The sequence below is a fragment of the Mycolicibacter heraklionensis genome, from assembly GCF_001021505.1.
GTDB classification, from domain to species: Bacteria; Actinomycetota; Actinomycetes; order Mycobacteriales; family Mycobacteriaceae; genus Mycobacterium; species Mycobacterium heraklionense.
On the sequence record NZ_LDPO01000003.1, the window covers coordinates 42,005 to 60,003 of the forward strand.

Annotated in this window: 22 protein-coding genes; 11 read left to right on the top strand and 11 right to left on the bottom strand. The window is 68.0% G+C overall.

The annotated features are described in order from the left end of the window. The first annotated feature begins 1 nt into the window (after position 1). A complete protein-coding gene (locus ABW16_RS05580) occupies positions 2-1,252 on the top strand; it encodes a metal-dependent hydrolase family protein (protein WP_200900626.1) in 1,251 nt (416 codons plus the stop codon). A 14-nt stretch (positions 1,253-1,266) separates the two neighbouring features. Beyond that, on the top strand, positions 1,267-1,719 hold the full coding sequence (locus tag ABW16_RS05585; protein WP_047318184.1) for a MarR family winged helix-turn-helix transcriptional regulator: 453 nt from the start codon (positions 1,267-1,269) through the stop codon (positions 1,717-1,719). Between the two features lie 8 nt (positions 1,720-1,727). Here the strand turns inward: ABW16_RS05585 and ABW16_RS05590 are convergent, their stop codons facing one another. Further along, positions 1,728-2,939, bottom strand: coding sequence for a cytochrome P450 (locus ABW16_RS05590; RefSeq protein ID WP_047318185.1), 1,212 nt, complete (start codon positions 2,937-2,939; stop codon positions 1,728-1,730). Continuing rightward, positions 2,936-4,102, bottom strand: coding sequence for a spirocyclase AveC family protein (locus ABW16_RS05595; RefSeq protein WP_047318186.1), 1,167 nt, complete (start codon positions 4,100-4,102; stop codon positions 2,936-2,938). Before ABW16_RS05595 ends, ABW16_RS05590 begins: the two co-directional genes overlap by 4 nt. A 99-nt stretch (positions 4,103-4,201) precedes the next feature. Here ABW16_RS05595 and ABW16_RS05600 point away from each other — a divergent pair, with 99 nt between their 5' ends. The 8 genes from ABW16_RS05600 (at position 4,202) to purM (ending at position 11,668) form a co-directional block, all read left to right on the top strand. Beyond that, the gene (locus ABW16_RS05600) at positions 4,202-4,804 is read left to right on the top strand and encodes a TetR/AcrR family transcriptional regulator (RefSeq protein WP_047318187.1); all 603 of its coding nucleotides are present in this window, start codon (positions 4,202-4,204) and stop codon (positions 4,802-4,804) included. 114 nt (positions 4,805-4,918) lie between these two features. Next, positions 4,919-5,677 carry an SDR family NAD(P)-dependent oxidoreductase gene (locus tag ABW16_RS05605; RefSeq protein ID WP_047318188.1) on the top strand — a complete coding sequence of 253 codons (759 nt, stop codon included), beginning with the start codon at positions 4,919-4,921 and terminating at the stop codon, positions 5,675-5,677. After that, positions 5,674-6,909, top strand: coding sequence for an SRPBCC family protein (locus ABW16_RS05610; RefSeq protein WP_047318189.1), 1,236 nt, complete (start codon positions 5,674-5,676; stop codon positions 6,907-6,909). The genes ABW16_RS05605 and ABW16_RS05610 overlap by 4 nt, the downstream gene beginning before the upstream one ends. Continuing rightward, positions 6,906-7,241, top strand: a complete 336-nt coding sequence (locus tag ABW16_RS05615; RefSeq protein ID WP_047318190.1) for a hypothetical protein — start codon at positions 6,906-6,908, stop codon at positions 7,239-7,241. Before ABW16_RS05610 ends, ABW16_RS05615 begins: the two co-directional genes overlap by 4 nt. A gap of 41 nt (positions 7,242-7,282) precedes the next feature. Beyond that, the gene (locus ABW16_RS05620) at positions 7,283-8,128 is read left to right on the top strand and encodes a TauD/TfdA dioxygenase family protein (protein ID WP_047318191.1); all 846 of its coding nucleotides are present in this window, start codon (positions 7,283-7,285) and stop codon (positions 8,126-8,128) included. 28 nt (positions 8,129-8,156) lie between these two features. Beyond that, positions 8,157-9,299, top strand: a complete 1,143-nt coding sequence (locus tag ABW16_RS05625) for an acyl-CoA dehydrogenase family protein (RefSeq protein ID WP_047318192.1) — start codon at positions 8,157-8,159, stop codon at positions 9,297-9,299. After that, complete coding sequence (locus tag ABW16_RS05630; protein ID WP_047318193.1) at positions 9,296-10,525, top strand: acyl-CoA dehydrogenase family protein; 1,230 nt, start codon at positions 9,296-9,298, stop codon at positions 10,523-10,525. Before ABW16_RS05625 ends, ABW16_RS05630 begins: the two co-directional genes overlap by 4 nt. A 57-nt stretch (positions 10,526-10,582) precedes the next feature. Then, entirely contained in the window at positions 10,583-11,668 is a 1,086-nt protein-coding gene (gene purM / locus ABW16_RS05635; RefSeq protein ID WP_047318194.1) for a phosphoribosylformylglycinamidine cyclo-ligase, read from the top strand. A 51-nt stretch (positions 11,669-11,719) separates the two neighbouring features. Here purM and ABW16_RS24240 read toward each other — a convergent pair whose 3' ends face one another. Beyond that, entirely contained in the window at positions 11,720-11,887 is a 168-nt protein-coding gene (locus ABW16_RS24240) for a DUF3073 domain-containing protein (RefSeq protein WP_082133971.1), read from the bottom strand. A gap of 136 nt (positions 11,888-12,023) precedes the next feature. Beyond that, positions 12,024-13,106 (bottom strand): CAF17-like 4Fe-4S cluster assembly/insertion protein YgfZ, encoded by a 1,083-nt coding sequence (gene ygfZ, locus ABW16_RS05640; protein ID WP_047318195.1) that lies wholly within the window; start codon positions 13,104-13,106, stop codon positions 12,024-12,026. 68 nt (positions 13,107-13,174) lie between these two features. On the opposite strand from ygfZ, the gene ABW16_RS05645 reads away from it, so the two are divergent. Continuing rightward, positions 13,175-14,011: an aminodeoxychorismate lyase gene (locus ABW16_RS05645; RefSeq protein ID WP_047318366.1), complete on the top strand. Its 837-nt coding sequence runs from the start codon at positions 13,175-13,177 to the stop codon at positions 14,009-14,011. A gap of 73 nt (positions 14,012-14,084) precedes the next feature. Here ABW16_RS05645 and ABW16_RS05650 read toward each other — a convergent pair whose 3' ends face one another. The 7 genes from ABW16_RS05650 to lmeA all read right to left on the bottom strand — a co-directional run bounded on the left by ABW16_RS05650 (position 14,085) and on the right by lmeA (position 17,934). Further along, the gene (locus ABW16_RS05650) at positions 14,085-14,762 is read right to left on the bottom strand and encodes a heme-binding beta-barrel domain-containing protein (RefSeq protein ID WP_047318196.1); all 678 of its coding nucleotides are present in this window, start codon (positions 14,760-14,762) and stop codon (positions 14,085-14,087) included. A 118-nt stretch (positions 14,763-14,880) separates the two neighbouring features. Continuing rightward, complete coding sequence (locus tag ABW16_RS05660; protein WP_046286426.1) at positions 14,881-15,183, bottom strand: DUF1416 domain-containing protein; 303 nt, start codon at positions 15,181-15,183, stop codon at positions 14,881-14,883. A gap of 1 nt (position 15,184) precedes the next feature. Then, positions 15,185-16,018: a sulfurtransferase gene (locus ABW16_RS05665; protein WP_047318197.1), complete on the bottom strand. Its 834-nt coding sequence runs from the start codon at positions 16,016-16,018 to the stop codon at positions 15,185-15,187. Positions 16,019-16,060: 42 nt separating this feature from the next. Then, on the bottom strand, positions 16,061-16,525 hold the full coding sequence (locus ABW16_RS05670; RefSeq protein WP_047318198.1) for a DUF4395 domain-containing protein: 465 nt from the start codon (positions 16,523-16,525) through the stop codon (positions 16,061-16,063). An 88-nt stretch (positions 16,526-16,613) separates the two neighbouring features. Beyond that, positions 16,614-16,703 (bottom strand): putative leader peptide, encoded by a 90-nt coding sequence (locus ABW16_RS28090; RefSeq protein ID WP_412178178.1) that lies wholly within the window; start codon positions 16,701-16,703, stop codon positions 16,614-16,616. A gap of 29 nt (positions 16,704-16,732) precedes the next feature. Further along, positions 16,733-17,167, bottom strand: coding sequence for a thioredoxin family protein (locus ABW16_RS05675; protein ID WP_047318199.1), 435 nt, complete (start codon positions 17,165-17,167; stop codon positions 16,733-16,735). Next, positions 17,164-17,934 carry a mannan chain length control protein LmeA gene (gene lmeA, locus ABW16_RS05680; protein WP_047318200.1) on the bottom strand — a complete coding sequence of 257 codons (771 nt, stop codon included), beginning with the start codon at positions 17,932-17,934 and terminating at the stop codon, positions 17,164-17,166. The genes ABW16_RS05675 and lmeA overlap by 4 nt, the downstream gene beginning before the upstream one ends. Between the last annotated feature and the right edge of the window lie 65 nt (positions 17,935-17,999).

A 17,999-nucleotide genomic window follows, 5' to 3' on the forward strand; every position in this document is an offset into this window, starting at 1 on the left:
AGTGAGTGAGGTCTCGGTACTGCGCGCCGCCCGCTGGCTCGACATCGACGCCGGGGTGGTGCGCTCACCCGCCGTTTTCGTGATCGAGGGTGACTGGATCACCTCCGTCAATCCCGATGTGCCGTTACCGGTTTCGGCCGATGACATCGACCTCGGCGACGTCACGTTGCTGCCGGGCCTGATGGACATGGAACTCAACCTGCTGATCGGCGGGCCGGGCAGCCCGGAAGGACTTCCCACCCCGCTGCACGGCGTGCAGGACGATCCCGCGTACCGCACGTTGCGGGCCGCGGTCAACGCCAGGACCACGCTGGAAGCCGGGTTCACCACCGTCCGCAACTTGGGGTTGATGGTCAAGACCGGTGGCTACCTGCTCGACGTCGCCCTGCAGCGCGCCATTGACCAGGGCTGGCACGCCGGTCCGCGGATCTATCCCGCCGGCCACGCCGTCACGCCTTACGGCGGCCATCTGGATCCGACGGTCTTCCAACGGCTCGCGCCCGGCGTCATGCCGCTGTCGGTCGCCGAGGGCATCGCCAACGGCGTGCCGGACGTGACCGCCTGCGTGCGCTACCAGATCCGGCACGGCGCCAAGCTGATCAAGGTGTCGGCCTCGGGTGGGGTGATGTCGCACAGCACCGCCCCGGGCGCGCAGCAGTACTCCGACGCCGAACTGGCCGCGATCGCCGATGAGGCACATCGGGCCGGGGTGCGGGTGGCCGCACACGCGATCGGCGACACCGCGATCCGGGCCTGCATCCGCGCCGGCATCGACTGCATCGAACACGGTTTCCTGGCCACCGACGAAACCCTCGCGATGATGGTGGACCACGGCACCTTCCTGGTCTCCACCACCTACCTGACGGACGCCTTGGCCGTCGACCGAATCGCTCCCGAACTGCGCAAAAAGGCCGCCGAAGTGTTCCCGCAGGCCAAAGCCATGTTGCCCCGGGCGATCGAGGCCGGCGTGCGCATCGCCTGCGGCACCGACGCGCCGGCAATCCCGCACGGTCAGAACGCCAGGGAATTGTGTGCGCTGGTGGAGCGTGGCATGACGCCGGTGCAGGCGCTGCGCGCCGCCACCGTCACCAGCGCTGAACTTGTCGACGCCGACCACGAACTGGGACGGCTGGCACCGGGCTACCGCGCCGATATCATCGCTGTACCGGGTGACCCGACCCGGGACATCAGCACCACCCTCGACGTGCGATTTGTCATGAAGGACGGCCGAGTCCATAAGCGCAGTAGTTGATAGGGAAGCAGGGCATGGATCTCACCGGTAACATCCTGTGGCTGCTCAAGCAGGCCTTTTACTACTCACTGACGACGGTGAACGAGGCGATCAGCACTTACGGCGTGAGCACCGCCCAGATCGGTTTGTTGCGCCAGCTCGCCGGCGAACCCGGTCTGTCCGGCGCCGAACTGGCCCGTCGGCTGCTTATCACCCCGCAGGGGGTGCAACTTGCGTTGAGTGCGCTCGAGCGCAGCGGCCTGGTCGAACGCAAGCAGGATCCCCGCCACGGCCGCATCCTGCGGGCCTACCTGACCGATGAGGGGCGCGCGGTGACTTCGGCGGCCGTCACCGACGCGATCGCCGCCCACGACCGGGTATTCGGCGTATTGACATCCGACGAGCAGGAGACCCTGCGAGGTCTGCTGGCTCGTGTCGTGGAGCAGGGCACCGGCCACACCCTGTTCGCCGACCATGTGGAGCCCTGAGGACGACGTCACACACTCCCGACCCGCGCGGGCATACTGTCCCAACCGCGGACGGCTGAGGAGGACGAGAAGATCGCAGCGTCGAGATCGACCTCCCAGTCCGGGAAGCGGTTGAGGATTTCATCGAGGGCGATCCGGCCTTCGAGACGGGCCAGGGCGTTGCCAAGGCAGTAGTGGGCGCCGACCCCGAAGGTGAGGTGTTGCCCCGGTGCCCGGGTGACGTCGAAGGACTCGGCAGTCGCTCCGAACCGGCGCTCATCGCGGTTGGCCGCGCCGATCAGGGTCAGTATGGCGGCCCCGGCTGGGACCACCCGGCCGTGGAACTCGACGTCGCGCGTGACGTAGCGCGCGGCCTGCAGCGCCGGCGGTTCGCAGCGCAGGATCTCCTCAACAGCATTCCCCAGCAGAGAGCGGTCGCCGGCGAGGAGCCGGCGTTGATCGGGGTGCTGGGACAGCAACTTGCCGGTCCAGCCGATCAGTCGGGTGGTGGTCTCGGCGCCGGCCACGGCGACGACGTTCATGAACATCAGCAACTCCTCGCGGCGTAAGCGCCGCGTGCTGCCGGTCTCGTCAGTGAACTCGACTTGCAGGAGCTCGGTGGTCAGGTCGTCGGCCGGATGGTTCATGCGCCAGTCGATGAAGTCGGCGAAGACCTCCCCGTCGGTGAGTGCGCCGCCGGGGTTGTCGGTCAACTGCCCGCCGCGCTGGGTGCGCAGATGCTTGTCGCCGTCTTGTTGAACGCGCCGCTGGTAGTCCTCCGGAATGCCGAACAGCATGCCCACCACCCGCAGCGGCATCACCGCGCCGAGGTCGGTGACGAAATCGATTCGGTCGGCGCCGATCAACGGGTCCAGGCATCGGACGGTGAAATCACGGATGGCGGCTTCGAGTGAATTGATCTTGCGCGGCGTGAAAGCTCGGGCCAACAGGCTGCGGTGGATGTCATGGATTGGCGGGTCCTCGAAGATCAGCATGCCCGGCGGGATCTCGATGCCGGACTTGAGGATCTCCAACACCACACCGCGGGCCGAGCTGAAGGTCTTGTGGTCGATCAGGGCCTGATTGACGTCCTCGAACCGGCTCACGGCGTAGAAGTCGTGAACTTCGTTGTAGTACAGCGGCACTTCGGCCCGCAGCCGTGCGAACATCGGATAGGGGTCGGCGTTGAGGGCGACGTCCCACGGGTCGTAGTACACGTCCTGGGTTGCGTTGGCGGTCATGACGTTCCGTTGTCGTCGCGCTCAAAGGGCACCACGGCCGGTAGGTCGACACCGTTGGGCATCACCAACCTGCCGTCGACGTCGATGTAGCCGGATCGGTTGGTCGGCAGCGGCAGAACAGGATTCGGGCAGGGCCGATCGGTGCCGTCGCCGCAGATCCCGCCGGTGAAGTACGACCGCTTCTGATGGTCGGCCGGCCAAGGGTCGGAGTGCAGGGCGATCCATTGCGCAGGAACCATGTAGAGCACGAAGAAGCACGCGCTGACTCCGGCGAAGATCGCCAGGAACCGGGTGAACTGCTGACGAGCCAAGCCGCCTCGCACGTGGTCGAGACCTCGTTCGACGACGGTGCGCCCGTGGTCGTCGGTGAAGAAACGCAGCGAACACAGTGCCGCCTGGACCGCGCCCCACATCAGACCTTCATAAATGGGCCATTGGTAGTAGGTGTCGGCATGGATCGACACCGACCGGATGGCGCCCGGGTAGGTGTAGAAACCGATCGGCAGCAGGACCAAGCCCTCCATGACGAAGTCGAACACGATCGAGATCGCGTAGATGACGGCAATGAGCCGCAGGTTGCTGACGGAGGGCCAGCGCGCCTTGATCTTTCCCATGATCCAGCACCCGGCGATGGTGATCAGCAAAACGCCGTAGGCGTATCCCGGGATATTCGTCAGCAGGGGTTCGGCCACCTGGTGGCCGGGCTCCTCGGGCGATACCCAGCCGGGGATATGCGATGTCCACGAACCCCGGTTGAACAGCCAGGTGTTGTAGGTGCACCAGGTGTTGAAGTAGTTGAGCAACGGATCCAGGAAAAACATCAGGCCCATGGAGACAAACAGCAAGCCGTCCAACGTGATTCTGCGCTCGCGGCGCCACGGACGGACGAAGAACCACCACACGGCTACCGGCAGACCGACCCAGAGCACGATGGCGTTGGCCATCAGGGGCACCTTCATGTACAGCGGTGGATCGTTCGGCCCGCCGGGGACGCGCTCGAAAAAGGGCCCGGTGATCCACCGGGCCCACACGTACAGCTGCAGTGTCAGCAGTGCTCCGCCGACCGCCGCCCACACCCTGATCGGCCCGCCGTCGACGTGGCCGCCGGGCTCCGGCCCGGTAGGGACGGACCCGGCCTGGTGGATCGACAATCCGCTACTCATCGCGCGGTCTCCTTCCGGGGTGGCCCAGCCCCGGCTAATATACTCATCGGTATCTGGGATGCCAATAGGTATCGAAGATTCTGTGGGACAATTCGGGCCGTGGTGGAGCAGTGGACCCGCGAGCGCCGGCTTGAGCGCACGCGGTCGCTGCTGCTGGACGCCGCCGAGGAAGTCTTCGCCGAAAAAGGTTTCACCACTGCGACTCTCGATGACATCGCCCAGGCGGCCGGCTACACCAAGGGCGCCATCTACAAGCACTTCGCGGCCAAGGACGAACTCTTCCTGGCGGTCAGTGATCGCTACTGGCGCCGGTACTTCGAGAACTTCGCCGAGGTGATGGCGAACGCGACGCAGGTGGGGGTGCGTGAGCTCGACGACATCGCCGAGCGCTGGCAACGACTGAGCCGGGACCGCGGAGCCGAGCATGCGGCGCTCGGGTACGAGTTCACGCTGTATCTGCTGCGCAACCCCGAAGCCCGGGCCCGCGTCGCCGCCAAGCGGGCCGAGGTCGTCGAGCAGCTGGCGAAATTCATCGTCGAGGGCGTCGAACGGCTCGGGGGAACCCTGCTGATCCCGGCCCTCACCCTGGCGCAGGTGCTGGTCGCCACCAGCGACTCCGCCGTGCTGGCCAGCGAGCTCGACGGGATTGACCTCTACCGGCCGGCGGTGGCGATGTACGTCGCAATGATCAAGCTGCCCTGACGACGGCCGCAGGGCTGGATATCCACCACTTGAGGACAATGACAAGTACTTGATAATATTGCCGGCGATGCCGTCCAGGGTTGCGATTCGCCGATCGACGCCGAAGGGGATGCCATGACTGCAGGGGTGCCGCAGCGGATCGCTGTGGTCACCGGCGGAGGATCGGGCATGGGCGAGGCCACCTGCCACGAACTGGGCCGGCGCGGCTATCGGGTCGCTGCTCTGGACGTCAATGGTCAAGCCGCGCAGCGGGTTGCCGACGACCTGCGGGGCCGCGGGGTAACCGCGCTGGGTGTCGAAGCCGACGTCACCGATCGAACCGCCGTCGACGAAGCCTTCGCCAAAGTGCGCAGCGAACTCGGGCCGGTCGCCGCGCTGGTCACCAGCGCCGGACTCTTCGGCTACTCGGCCTTCGCCGACATCACCCCGCAGGCGTGGGCGCGGATCATCGACGTCAACCTGACCGGGACGTTCCACTGCTGTCAGGCCGCGCTGCCGGACATGGTCGCCGCCGGGTGGGGACGCATCGTGATGATCTCCTCCTCCAGCGCGCAGCGCGGATCGCCGTTCGCCGCGCACTACGCGGCATCCAAAGGGGCGGTCATCACGCTGACCAAGTCGCTGGCTCGCGAGTACGCCGCCCACGGCATCACGGTCAACAACATCCCGCCGTCGGGCATCGAGACACCCATGCAGCACCAGGGCCAAGCGGCCGGATATCTGCCGTCGAACGAACAGATCGCCGCCAACATCCCCATGGGCCGGCTGGGCACCGCGGCGGACATCGCCGCGGCAGTCGGATTCCTGTGCTCGGAGGAGGCCGGCTTCATCACCGGCCAGGTACTCGGTGTCAACGGAGGAGCGGTGTTGTGACAGCACAGTTTTCGGCGCGATCCGGGCGGACTGCGGAGGGTTCCTGGACCGAGCACTACCCGGAACTGGGCACCGGTCCGGTTTCGTTCGCCGACTCCACGTCACCCGAGTTCTTCGAGCTGGAACGTGAAGCGGTGTTCAAACGCGCCTGGCTCAACATCGGCCGCGTCGAAGAACTGCCCCAGCACGGCTGCTATGCCACCAAGGAAATCGAAGCCGCCCGAGCCTCCATCCTTCTCCTCCACACCGACGGCGGGATCCGGGCGTTTCACAACGTCTGCCCGCGGTGCGCGACCAAGCTGGCCTGGCATGACTTCCCGGATCGCGAGACCGCCGGACAGAGCGAGGCGATCACCTGCAAACGCTGCCGCCGAACCCAGGGCTTCGACGACGCCGACGCCCGCGACCTGATCGGGGTGCACTGCGAGGACTGGAACGGCTTCATCTTCGTCAACCTCGACGACGAGCCGCGCCAGGGTCTACGGGAATTCCTGGGCCCGATGATCACCGGCCTCGATGGCTACCCATTCGCGAAACTGACCGAACGCTATGACTGGGTGGCCCACAACAACAGCAACTGGAAGATCTTCGCCGACGCGTTCCAGGAGTACTACCACGTGCCGGCGCTGCACTCCCAGCAGGTGCCCGCCCAGGTGCGGGTGCCCGGTGCCGGCTTCACCTGCGGGCACTTCCAGCTCGACGGCCCGCACCGGTTGGTGTCAACCGCCGGCCGCCGCCGATGGCTGCTGCCCCCGGAATACATGTACCCGATCGAGCGGGCCACCCGCAGCGGGCTGGTCGGTCCCTGGGAAACGCCCGACATCGGTGAGCTGCCGGCCGGGGTGAATCCCGGCGGTATCGAGCCGTGGGGGATCAGCAACTTCCAGATCTTCCCCAACACCGAGATCCTCATCTACGGCGGCTGGTACCTGCTCTACCGGTACTGGCCCACCTCACACAACACCCACCGGTTCGAGGCCCACACCTACTTCCATCCGGCGCGCACCGTGCGTGAACGCATCGAGCACGAGGTCGCCTCGGTGGTGCTCAAAGAGTTCGCGCTGCAGGACGCGGGCATGCTCGGCGGCACCCAGGCGGCGCTGGAATACGGTGTCGTCGAGGACTTTCCGCTCAACGATCAGGAGATCCTGGTCCGCCACCTGCACAAGGTGGTCGTCGACTGGGTGGACGACTACCGGCGCGACCCTGTCGGTGCGGGAGCGGTGCGATGACCGCCGCGCGGCTGCCGAGCGCCTTCGTCGAACTCGAGAAGTTCGCCGAAACCTGGTGTTTGCCAACCGAAACCGAACGCTTCAACCAGCGGCTGGCCAGCACCATCCCGGAGCTGCGGGAGTTCTATGACGCATTCTTCCCGAGGCTGGAGGACGCGATCGACTACTGCGACAAGTTCCCGCTCGACGAGCTCCCCGAGGACGCCCTGAACCTGCTGCACCTGATCTATTCGCTGGTGATGGTGGCCATGGCGGTGGAGATCATGGGTCAGCCCGCACCCGTCGATGCCGCCGACGCCGTCATGGTCCGCACCGGCTGGCCGGTTCCGTAGCGGTCGCAGGAGCCAAAACCCTTGTCAGAAAGGACAGACCGATGAGTCTGCTCACCATCAATAAGCTGACGTCCTCGGTCGGTGCCGAGGTCACAGGCGTCGATCCAGAGCGCCTGTCTGCCGACGAGGGCTTGGGTGCTGCGGTGCTCGAGGCGTTGGAGGCCAACGGAGTTCTGGTCTTCCGCGGCTTGGGTATCGACCCCCGCTCCCAGGTCGCGTTCTGTGGGCGCCTCGGCAGTGTCGACCACTCCTCGGACGGCCACCACGAGGTCGCGGGCATTTACCCGGTCACGCTGAACCACGCCAAGAACTCCTCGGCGAGTTACCTGCGCGCCACCTTCGACTGGCACATCGACGGGTGCACACCAACCGGCGACGAATACCCGCAGAAGGCCACCGTGCTCTCGGCGGTGCAGGTCGCCGAGCGGGGCGGGGAAACCGAATTCGCCAGCTCGTACGCCGCCTACGACCTGCTCACCGACGACGAGAAGGAACGCTTTCGTGGGCTTCGCGTGGTGCACTCGCTGGAGGCGTCCCAGCGCCGCGTCACCCCCGATCCGTCGCCGGACGAGCTGGCCCGCTGGCGGGCCCGGCCCACCCATGAACACCCGCTGGTGTGGACGCACCGCAACGGCCGCAGATCGCTGGTGCTGGGCGCCTCCACCGACTATGTCGTCGGGATGGGTCTCGACGAGGGCCGCGCGCTGCTGGATGAACTGCTGCAGCGTGCCACCTCGGCCGACCGGGTCTATCGTCACCACTGGTCGGTGGGCGACACCGTCATCTGGGACAACCGCGGTGTGTTGCACCGGGCCGCTCCCTATGACCCCGATTCTCCCCGCGAGATGCTGCGCACCACGGTGCTCGGCGACGAGCCCATCCGGTGACCCCGCCGTTGGTTCAGGAGGAGACGACATGACCGGGCTGTCAACGGAGAGCGAGCTGTTTGTCGCTACGGCGCGCGCATTCCTGGACAAGACCGCGGCGCTGAGCGACTACCGCGACCTGCACGCGCGGGGCGGATCCTATGACGCCGCATGGTGGCGGCAGGCAACCGAACTCGGTTGGGCCGGCCTGCTGGTGCCCGAGGAACTGGGCGGCGGCAGCGTCTCGGGCTGCGGCCTGCGCGACCTGGCCGCGATCGCCACGGAGATCGGACGCACCGTAGCCGCCGGGCCGCTGAACCCGGTGAGCGTGGTGCTGGCCGGTCTTGTCGACGCCGACAACCGGGGCATTCACGCGCAGAGCATCGCCGCGCTGATCGCGGGGGAGATGGTGGCGACCTGGGCCGCCGACGAACCCGGCCGGGCCTTTCGTCCCCAGCAACCGGGCCTGACCGCGACGAGGACGGTCGGCGGCTACCGGCTCAACGGGGTCAAAGATCGGGTGGAGGCCGCCGACCGTGCGGGCCTGGTGCTGATCGGTGCGCGTACCGACGACGGTGCGGTGCGCCAGTTCCTGGTCCGCACCGACAGCGCCGGAGTGCAGGTGGCGCCGCAGCCCGGCATCGATCTGGTGAAGCAGTACGCGCGCATCGAGTTCAGCGACACCGAGATCGACGCGTCCGCGGTGGTGGGCACCGCGGCACAGACCGCCGCACTGATCGACCGGCAGACTCAGGTCGGGATCGTGCTGGTGTGCGCCGAAACCGTCGGGATCCTGGACGCCGTCATGACCATGACCGTGGCGTGGGCCCGCGACCGGTACAGCTTCGGTCGGCCGCTGGCGTCCTACCAGGCGATCAAACACCGGCTCGCCGACATGACCATGTGGCTGCATGCCTGCCGCGCGATCACCGCCGGCGCCGTGGACAAGGTGGCCGCGCGTGATCCCGACGCGGCGATGTGGGCCGGGGCCGCCAAGTCCTATCTCGGCGAACACGCCGGTCGGCTGATTCAGGAGTGCGTGCAACTGCACGGCGGAATCGGGGTCACCTGGGAACACGACCTGCACCTGTATCTGCGCCGGGCCACCCTGTACCGGAACCTGCTCGGTACTCCCGCCGAGCACCACCGGGCCATCTATGCGGCCGCCCGCAGCACGGAGCCGGCCGCATGACCGACATCACCGTCGAAGCCTTCGCCGCGTCGGCACGTGACTGGTTGGCCGCCAACATGCCGCGCCTGGACCCGCGGCACCCGCCTCGCAACGGGCGCGACGACGACGCCGCCTGGCAACGCGCACGCGAACTGCAGCGGCGGCTGTACGACGGCGGCTTCGCCGGGATCTGCTTCCCGCGCGAATACGGCGGTCTCGGTCTGGACATCAGCTACCAGAAGGCCTTCGACGCCGAGTCCGCCGGCTACGAGATGCCGCTGATCCTCAACGTCCCGACCTTCACGATCTGCTGCGCCACGCTGCTCGACACCGGCAGTGCGGAGCAGAAACGTCGCCACATCAGCGCCGCGCTGCGCGGCGACGAGGTGCTGGTGCAGCTGCTCTCGGAGCCCAGCGGCGGGTCCGACCTGGCCGGCCTGATCACCCGCGCCGAGCCGGACGGCGACGACTGGTTGGTCAGCGGGGCCAAGACGTGGAGCACCAGTGCGTTCGCCGCCGACTTCGGGCTGCTGCTGGCCCGCACCGATTCGACGGTGCCCAAGCACGACGGGCTGACGATGTTCCTGGTGCCGATCGACGCACCCGGCGTCACCCTGCGCCGCATCGAGCAGGTCGACGGCTCCAACGAGTTCTGCGAGGAGTTCTTCGACGGGTTGCGGCTGGGGGCAGACGCGGTCGTCGGTGAGGTGAACAAGGGTTGGGACGTCGCTTCGCGGCTGCTCTACCACGAGCGTCGGGCGGTGGGGCAGGGTTCGGAGTTCGCCAGCGGGCGAGGCCCCGAACGCACCGAGATGGCCGCCGGCGACTTCCTGACCCTGGCGCACGACGCCGGCGCCGCGGACGACCCGCTGACCCAGGACCAGATCGGTCGGGTGCTGGCCCGGCGCATGGTGCGCGACACGCTCATCGACTACGCCGGCCGCGGCATGCGCAGCGGTGCACTTCCGCCCGCCGCGGCCTCGATCATCCGGCTGTTCCACTCCGATGTCACCTACCTGGAGGTTGACACCGCCATGGCGGTCGCCGGGCCGTTGGCCGTGGTGGACGACGAGGCGCACCTGCTCAGGGCGGGCCGCCGGTATCTGTCGCGACAGACCGTGGGGCTGGGTGGCGGCAGCGACGAGATGGCGCGCAATGTCATCGCCGAACGGGTTCTGGGCCTGCCCCGGGAGTACGCCGCCGACCGCGGCGTGCCGTTCAACCAGGTGCGCCACAACCGGCTCTGAGACCGCAAAGTCGAGCGCGATACCGTCCACAGTCGGCGACCGGTAGCCTTTAGCGCGATGACCTCAGCAGAATCAAGCTCCCAGGGCGTTACCTACGCATCGGCAGGAGTGGACATCGACGCCGGTGACCGGGCCGTCGAGTTGTTCAAACCGTTGGCCGCCAAGGCCACCAGGCCCGAGGTGCGGGGTGGGCTCGGCGGCTTCGCCGGCCTGTTCGCTCTGCGCAATGATTACCGTGAGCCGCTGTTGGCGTCCTCCACCGACGGCGTGGGCACCAAGCTGGCGATCGCCCAGGCGTTGGACAAACACGACACCGTCGGCATCGATCTGGTCGCTATGGTCGTCGACGACCTGGTGGTGTGTGGCGCCGAGCCGCTGTTCCTGCAGGACTACATCGCCGTCGGCCGCACCGTGCCGGAGCGGGTCGCGGCGATCGTCTCCGGGATCGCCGAGGGTTGCGTGCAGGCCGGCTGCGCGCTGCTGGGCGGGGAGACCGCCGAGCACCCCGGCCTGATGGAACCCGATCACTACGACATCTCCGCGACCGGCGTCGGCGTGGTGGAGGCCGACGACGTGCTCGGACCGGACCGGGTCCGGCCCGGTGACGTGCTGATCGCGATGGGCTCGTCGGGCCTGCACTCCAACGGCTACTCGCTGGCGCGTGCGGTGCTGCTGGACATCGACCGGATGAATCTGGCCGGCCATGTCGAGGAATTCGGCCGCACTCTGGGTGAGGAACTGCTCGAGCCGACTCGCATCTACGCCAAGGACTGCCTGGCGCTGGCCGCCGAGACGCAGGTGCGCACCTTCTGTCACGTGACCGGCGGCGGCTTGGCCGGCAACCTGGCCCGCGTCATCCCCGACGGGCTGATCGCCGAGGTGGACCGTGGTACCTGGACTCCGGCTCCGGTGTTCGCGATGATCGCCCAGCGCGGACGGGTGAGCCGCGCGGAGATGGAGAAGACGTTCAACCTGGGGGTCGGCATGGTTGCCGTCGTCGCGCCGGAGGACACCGACCGCGCGCTGGCGATCTTGACCGCCCGCCACGTCGACTGCTGGCCGCTCGGCACAGTGGCCAAGCCGGGGAAGAAGACGGAACCGGGAGACGGGGCCAGGCTCGTCGGGGAGCACCCGAGGTTCTAGGCCCTACCGTGCCGATCAGGTCCAATGCGGACCGGCGTCATGCGTGGGCGCTCAGCGGCGCCAGTCGTCGTCGCCGTTCCACGAGTCGTCACCGTCGGAGTCGTTGACCTCAGCCCCAGCCAGCTCACGTTGGAGCTGGGTGAAATCGGTCGACGGTGAGCTGTATTTCAGCTCTCGAGCAACCTTGGTCTGCTTCGCCTTAGCCCGGCCGCGGCCCATGGGGGGACCCCCTCGCGCAATAACGGAGCGGCCCAACAAGCAGGCGGCTCCGATCTGAATGTGTTTATTGTCCTGCCGACAGCTTACCGTGCCGATCGGGGAGCTGCCGACCTGGCCTGTGCCGGTGTGACCACGATCAAAGCCGGCCCCGTAGCCGGTCAACGGCGAGCCGCCCCGCGCCCCGCACATCCGGCGGCGGCATGGATTCCGGGTCGATCACCGCACTGACCTCGGACTCGGCGCCGGTCAGCAGCGGAGTGTCGGCTGGAAGTCCGCGTTTGAGCAGCGCCAGCGCGATCGGACCCAGTTCGAAATGGTCCACCACCGTGCCCAGCCGGCCCACCGGGCGCCCACCCGAGGTGACCGGATCTCCGGTCGCGGGCCGGTCCACCGATCCATCCAGGTGCAGCAGCACCAGCATCCGGGGCGGTTTGCCCAGGTTGTGCACCCGGGCGACGGTCTCCTGCCCGCTGTAGCAGCCCTTGTCCAGGTGCACCGCGCCGACGCCGGGCCCGCCGATCCAGTTCAGCTCGTGCGGAATGCTGCGCTCGTCGGTGTCCACGCCCAGCCGCGGGCGCCGCGCTGCCACCCGGGCGGCTTCGTAGGCCCATATTCCGGCGGGGCGCACCCCCGCCTGGGTCAGCCGACGCTGCCACCCGCTCTTGTCGGCGCGCGGTACCAGCAGTTCCAGTGTGTCGTGGCCGGGTGTTCGTCGAACGAAACCCTCGGAATCCGGAAGCGGTACCGCGGTAGCCCCGGGCGGTGCGGCCAGCCCCAGCGCGTCGAGGACGGCCGGGGCATCCCGGTCGGGACCCAGCAGCGACAGCACCGCGAGATCGACCGGCTCGGTGACGGTGACGTCCGCCCAGAACACCATCTTGCGCAGGTGTTCGGCCAAGGGCGCGCCCCGCCACGGCTCGGTGTCGAGGTAGGTCCGCTCGCTGCGATCGGTCTGGATCCAGTGATTCTGGATGTGCCCCTTGGCGTCCAAGGTCAGGTTCTCGGTGCTGGCGCCGTCGGGAAGATCGGCGACGTGCTGCGTGGACAGACTGTGCAGCCACGTCTTGCGGTCCGCGCCGCTCAGCGAGAGCACCGCCCGGTGGGAGCGATCCACCAGCACGGCGGCGGTTTCGGCGCTGCGCTGCTCACCGAACGGGTCGCCGTAGTGCCAGATGGCGCCCGCGTCGGGGCCGGAATCGGGTGCGGGGACGGCGGACACGTGTCAACTCTACGGAGCCGCTACGCTCACGGTCCATGGCAGCCGAGGCCGATGTGGAAGACAGCGTCATGACGATCGTCACCGTGGGCGGCGGGCTCGCTGCGGCCGACTCCCCGCTGCTGCACGCCGACGACCTGGCCGCGCTGCGCGGCGACGGGGTCTTCGAGACGCTGCTGGTGCGCGACGGCGCCGCCTGCCTGCTCGACGCCCACCTGCGGCGACTGGCGCGATCCGCCGAGCTGATGGACCTGCCCGCTCCGAACCTCGACGACTGGCGCCGCGCCGTCGACGAGGCGGTGCGGCAGTGGGCCGGGACGGGCGAGGGCGCGCTGCGGATGATCTACAGCCGGGGTCGGGAAAACGGCTCGGCACCAACCGCATACGTGATGCTGACTCCACTGCCGGAACGTATCGCGGACGCGCGCCGTGAGGGCGTGGCTGTGGTGACCTTGGACCGTGGTCTGTCGACGCAGGGGCTGGAGATGCCGTGGCTGCTGGCCGGCGCCAAGACGCTGTCCTACGCGGTGAACATGGCGGCGCTGCGGTACGCCGCGAAACAGGGCGCCGACGACGTCATCTTCATCAGCTCTGACGGCTTCGTCTTGGAGGGGCCGCGCTCCACGGTGGTGCTGGTGGAACCCGGACGGCTCATCACCCCGCCGTTGTCCCACCCGATCCTGCGCGGCACCACCCAGGAGGCGCTGTTCGAGGTGGCCCGCGGCGCGGGATACCAATGCGAGTACACCCCGTTGCGGCCAGCGGACCTGGCTGCGGCGCAGGATATTTGGCTGGTCTCCAGCATCACTCTGGCGGCGCGGGTGCACACCTTGGACGGCCGAGCACTGCACCCGCGGGTGCCCGAGGAGGAATTCGCCGGACTGGTCGACACCGCGATCGGCCACTGACGGCGTTGACTCTGCGGCCACGGCGCAAGAGTGCGAGAAGCGCCCGCCCTCAGCGCGGAGTCAACGCAAAGGATCAGCCCACGAAGCGGGACAACCGGGCCGACAGGTGCGGCACCAGCTCGCCGTCGGCGTTCACCCGCTCCTCGACGTAGGCCAGGTCGCCGTCCTCGACGATTCCGTACAGCCGCTTGGCCCCGCCGATCAGTGCCCCCGATTTGCTGCGCGCCAGCGCATCGGTGACCAGCTCCCAGGAGGCCGGGCCGTGCGGGCGGCCATAGAACAGCTCCACGTAGCCGGTGGAGTGCGCCAGCAGCAGTTCGATGGCCTGGGACTCGTCGGGGTCGTCCGGATCGTTCACGAACCGCCAGAAGCCGGTCTCGCGCAGGGCCGGTTCGCATGCTTCGTCGTCGTCGGCCATCCGCCAGGACCGCGCTTCCCAGTTCAGGTAGTCGCCGCCGTCGTGGGACACCACGATCTGCTGACCGAACCGGTAGTCGCCGTGCGCCCCGTGGCCGACACCCTCACCACGCCACACCCCGACCAAGGGCAGCAGCGCCAACAGGGCGTCGTGCAGGTTCGCGCCCTCGCGCAGGTTGGCGGTATCGCTGAACGGCAGGTCATCGAAGACCGGGATGTTGCGTGCCGCGGTCTGCTTGGCACGCTCAGCGGCGGCGGCTACCGCGCGGTCGCCGGAACCCCGGTCGACCTGGCGCTCACCGTCACCCGGCGCGCCCCCGTCGGAGGCACTCACATCTCGTCGGTGATCAGCCGATACAGCGTGTACAGCGCGAACCAGGTGATCAGGCCAGTCGCCGCCACCAGCATCAACTCGAAGAACAACACCACGGGAGGGAGTCTATCGCGAGTCGTCAGGCGACTTTGATGTCGACCTCGTGGATGCCCGCCCCGGAGGGGGTCACCACGGCGTCACCGTTACCGGCCGAGGACAGGGCGCGCACCCTCCAGGCGCCTGGAGCGGCGAAGAACCGGAAGTCACCGGTGGCCGAGGCGACGACCTCAGCGGTGAACTCGTCCGAGGAGTCCAGCAGCCGCACGAACGCGCCGCCGACGGACGCACCGGAGCTGTCCACCACGCGACCGGTGATCACGGTCTCCTTCTCCAGGTCGACGTTGGCCGGCAGTGCGAGTCCTTGCTTGGGTCCAGAGCACATATCAGCTTCCCAATTCGATCGGGGCGCCCACCAGGGAGCCGTATTCCATCCAACTACCGTCGTAGTTCTTGACGTTGCGATGTCCGAGCAGCTCACGCAGCACGAACCAGGTGTGCGACGAGCGCTCACCGATACGGCAATAGGCGATGGTCTCCTTGTGACCATCCAGGCCGGCGTCGGCGTAGAGCTTGGCCAGCTCCTCGTCGGACTTGAAGGTGCCGTCCTCGTTGGCGGCACGGCTCCACGGCACGTTGATCGCGCTCGGGACGTGGCCGCGCTGCTGGCTCTGCTCCTGAGGCAGGTGCGCCGGGGCCAGGATCTTGCCGGAGAACTCCTCGGGCGAGCGCACGTCGACGAGGTTCTTGGTGTTGATCGCTGCGATTACCTCGTCGCGGCGGGCCCGCAGCGACTCGTCCAGCGGCTTGGCGCTGTACGACGTGGCCGGCCGGCTGACGGTTTCGGAAGACAGCGGGCGCCCGTCGAGCTCCCACTTCTTGCGGCCGCCGTCGAGCAGCTTGACGGATTCGTGCCCGTAGAGCTTGAAGTACCAGTACGCGAAGGCGGCGAACCAGTTGTTGTTGCCGCCGTAGAGGATCACGGTGTCGTCATTGGCGACGCCGCGTTCGGAGAGCAGCTTGGAAAACGCGGCCTCGTCGATGACGTCGCGCCGTACCGGGTCCTGCAGGTCCTTGCGCCAGTCCAGCCGGATCGCACCCGGAATGTGGTTGATGTCGTAAACGCTGGTGTCTTCGTCGACTTCGATGAAGACGGTGTTGGGCGCGTCGAGATTGCTCTCAGCCCAGTCGGTGGAGACCAGGACGTCCGAGCGTGCCATGGTGGGAATCCTTTCCGGTTACTTCCAGGGGAAATGCTGTGGTCACGCCGTGGTCGGCCGCAGGCGTACGACGAGTGGGTAGAGCTGGCAGCCCAGGCAGATGCCGAAGGCGGCGTTGAGGAAGGCCGCCGCCAGCGCAAACGCCGTCGCGATCAGGCCGAGCGCCGGGGCGAAGGCGAAGCCGGCGACGCCGATCACGGCAAACGCCAGGCCGACGAGCTGGGCGAAGCGCAGCGGCGCCACCGGCTCACGTTCGGTGACCGGCCCCAGCCGCGGCGCCACCAGCCGGGCGAACAGCCGTCCGTAGGGGTGGCGGCGGGGGCCCCATGCCGCACCGACCGCGAACACAACGGCTTGGGCGGCCAGCAGGGTGGCCGCACCCAGCGGGCTGAGTGCGGAGATGAGTAGGACGGCCACCAGTACGGCGGTGGTGATCCAGGCCGCGAACCGGGGACCCCGGACGTCTACCTGTTGTATTTGGGTGGTGCCGGTGTCGGTGTTCGACATGAATGCTCCTGGTTGTCGTGGCGAGTGGCTGGTGGAGACATGCCACGGCTTCCCGGGCGGCTCCGATAGCGACGCGAAAACGCGCGTCTCAGCGACAACGACAACAGCAGCAGCCCGCGGTGCGGCACAGGTCGACTGTGCGGCGCTTGGTGAGCACAAGCTCAGTGCGGGCGAACACGACGTACAGCGTACCCAACGCAGGGCCGGTCAGGCCAACAGAGGTTCCAGTGCGGAACGCAGGTCCGCCGATGTGGGGACACCGGCGATGCGGTACCGCTGGCGCCCGTCGGTGTCGAAGATCACTGTGGTCGGCAGCGACAGCACCGAGAACCTGCGGGCGGCATCGGGGTTGGCATCGATGTCGACTTCGTGATGAGCCACCTTCTCCGGGCCCCCGAGGTCGTCACAGACCTTTTCCACCACCCGGCGCACGCCGGCGCACGGTCCGCACCACGGCGCGGAGAAGTGCACCACCGCCGGGCGCCCGGGTTCCAGCCCCAGAAAGGCGGCATCGGAATCGGCGGTGGCGTCGTCGCCGGTCCGGGAGTCGGGCAGCTCGCGCAACACTCCGGCCCGTCGGTTCAGCCACCAGCCGATCGCACCGGCGAACACCAGGGCGGCGACGATCGCAACGATGCTCATCGCTGGCGGAACTCCGGCAAGGTGACCGTCATGTCGTCGGCGATGCCCTCGATGATCACATCGGAGCCGCGGGCGCCCTGACTGGTCGGGACCAACCCGAACGGCAGCCGCTGCTGGGGCAGGCTGCCGCGGAATGCGGTGAGCACCGCGGCGCGCTGCGCGTCGGGCACATCCTGGTCGGCGGTGTCCGGGCCGGTGAGGATGCCGGTCGGGGTGATGACCAACGTGCTGTGGTCCGGCCCGGCGATCGACAGGTCCACCGCCACACTCACCCGTTTGCCGAAACCCGCTGGGGTGCCGGTGAATACCAGTCCGTGGCTACTGGAGATTCCGGATTCGGTGGTGCCGCCAGTGTTGTCATTGGTCTCGGCCGGCGGGGCTTCCACCATCAGGTCGCGGATGCCCAGGTAGCGGCCCAAATGCACAGAGCCGATGATAATCCGGCTCTCCAACCTGGCCACCGGGATCGGGGCGTCCGGCCGGAACCGCCACGTGGCTTCGGTCAGGTCGACCGAGTGCATGGTGGCCTCCAGCATCGACTTGCCGATCATCGGCTGCTCGACGGCGGGGGCCTTGATCTCCACCTCGTCGTAGTGATCGCGGCGTGCCTGCGGCAGGAACGGGAAGCCCAGGATGGCCACGAATGGGTCCGCGCGGAGGTCGGTGGCGCGGCGTACCGCCCGGGACAATTGGTACTCGGCGTAGACGCTGACGCCGAAATCGACCCCGACGGCAACCACGACCAGGGCCGCTAACGCGGCCGACATACCGATAAGCACCCTGCGCACTCGGTCATTCTGGCAGGTCGCACGCTATCGTTAGATCACCTGGG